The following is a 1,732-nucleotide window of genomic DNA, read 5'->3' as shown; positions in this document are numbered from 1 at the left end:
AGATACAGAGAAATGTCCATTCCTATGGCTCCTTCTTCTGAGATATTTATTGATGATATATTGAAAAAATCCTTGATATTCAAGGAAAAAAGACTTGACTTAATAGGGAGGTGTTAATCATGACATTGATGGAATCAATGAAAGCTTACTTAGGAAAACAAGAGTTGTTATACAAGAAGACTTTTGGTACTCTGCCGACCATTTCGTGGGATGAATCACTGCCTCAAGATCTTTTTGTTGGAACACCCGATGAGGATGATGAGATACAGTGGACTCCTAAAGCTGCTAGTCAGGAAAACTATCATGAGTTGTGCAAAGAACTAAACGTATTCTTTTGTACATTTTATTATTGGACTCTGAGAGGTACATTCCAGGACTTTCTGTTGGATTTTCCAGCTGTTCCAACATCTTCTGGTAGAAAAAAAGTGATCGAGCAGGCAGTGAAAGATGGCAATTATTATTTTCCCGGTCAGGATACGGTTTTGCTTGCCTCCTGTTCTAAATCTGGAAATGACGATTTACTGTTATTCTATCGTCAGAAAACAGGTGAGGTATTTATTTATGACACAGACAAGCGATTCCTCTTTCCGCTAGAAGTATCTCTTGTTAATCTGATTGGTTCTATGGAGGCAGTAATCTAATGAGTTTTTATTCTTACGAAGGCGTTTCGGATGACGTATTAGATAAAGTGCATACCACCTCAACTGGTGAAACTTATACATTAAGACACAGCGAAAGTTTAAAAGTCGAAATGCAGTATCTTGGTAAGGGTAATTCAAATGCAAATTCTCAAGGGTGGGAACGAAATAGTGCTAAGTACTTTGATTCTCTTTACCAAAGCCATCCGGAAATGTTCAGTAAGAAAAATGCAGTGCGAGTAAAAGATGGACATGCACCTATTGTAGACGCAAAAATGATTGCCCACAATCCCGGATGGGAACAATATAGAAATCAACCGTTAGTTCATCATCATATCGGGGGTGATGGAGAGGCGGTTGCGGTACCCAAAAATGCACATAAAGGGCAAGGGGAAATCCACAATCATGAGAAAGCCGCGGGTATAACAGATAATTGCAAAAGCTTTTCCAAGACCTGTGGAAGTCAGGCGGATTCAGTCGGCAAAACAACTTCTCAGCTGCATTCACAGTTTGATGGCAATATGAACAATAGCTCAGCTCAAAAAAAAAGTACAAAAACGAGTAGCAGTGCCAGCAATAACAGTAACCATAAAGGAACTACAGTAAAATCAGGCTCAAGAGAAACTGCTGTGAGAGATAGCATCCAGACAAATAACAATACTTCTTCCACGAATGAGCGTAGCAATGCTGTGCGAACAGCAACATCATCTAGTACTTCTCGAACTACTGGAGACAGAAGTGAATCCGTGAAGAGTTCGTTAAATTCAGGAAATTCATCTGGACAGGGTTATAGCTCATCATCAAATACTTCCTCGCATTCTTCGTCTGCTTCCTCATCTGGAAGTAGTGGGCAGTCATCGAATAGTAGCTCTTCTCATGGTACTTCTTCCGGGGGAAGCAACCAAAGCAAATAATAGGAGCCTAAATTTATGCGAGAATATTTTAAAACGGATATGGATGGATTTTTACCAGCTATTACATACTGTTGTCCGGCAAATTAAATGATGCCCTATCCGGCAGATTATTTTGTGCTGATTTTAGAACCTTGCAAATGTGTCAGTCACTTTAAAGATGATTGTTTCTGCGAATTGTTT

General features: G+C 39.5%; 2 protein-coding genes. Both read left to right on the top strand.

What is annotated here, in order from left to right; translation table 11 throughout:
• Positions 1-119 precede the first annotated feature (119 nt).
• The gene (locus ACTNEW_RS16185) at positions 120-641 is read left to right on the top strand and encodes a hypothetical protein (protein ID WP_441062835.1); all 522 of its coding nucleotides are present in this window, start codon (positions 120-122) and stop codon (positions 639-641) included.
• Positions 641-1,552, top strand: a complete 912-nt coding sequence (locus tag ACTNEW_RS16180; protein ID WP_441062833.1) for a hypothetical protein — start codon at positions 641-643, stop codon at positions 1,550-1,552. Before ACTNEW_RS16185 ends, ACTNEW_RS16180 begins: the two co-directional genes overlap by 1 nt.
• Positions 1,553-1,732: the final 180 nt, after the last annotated feature.

This window comes from Blautia sp. HCP3S3_G3 (genome assembly GCF_052063365.1).
Taxonomy (GTDB): Bacteria; Bacillota; Clostridia; order Lachnospirales; family Lachnospiraceae; genus Blautia_A.
This window is presented reverse-complemented; position numbering and strand designations above follow the sequence as displayed.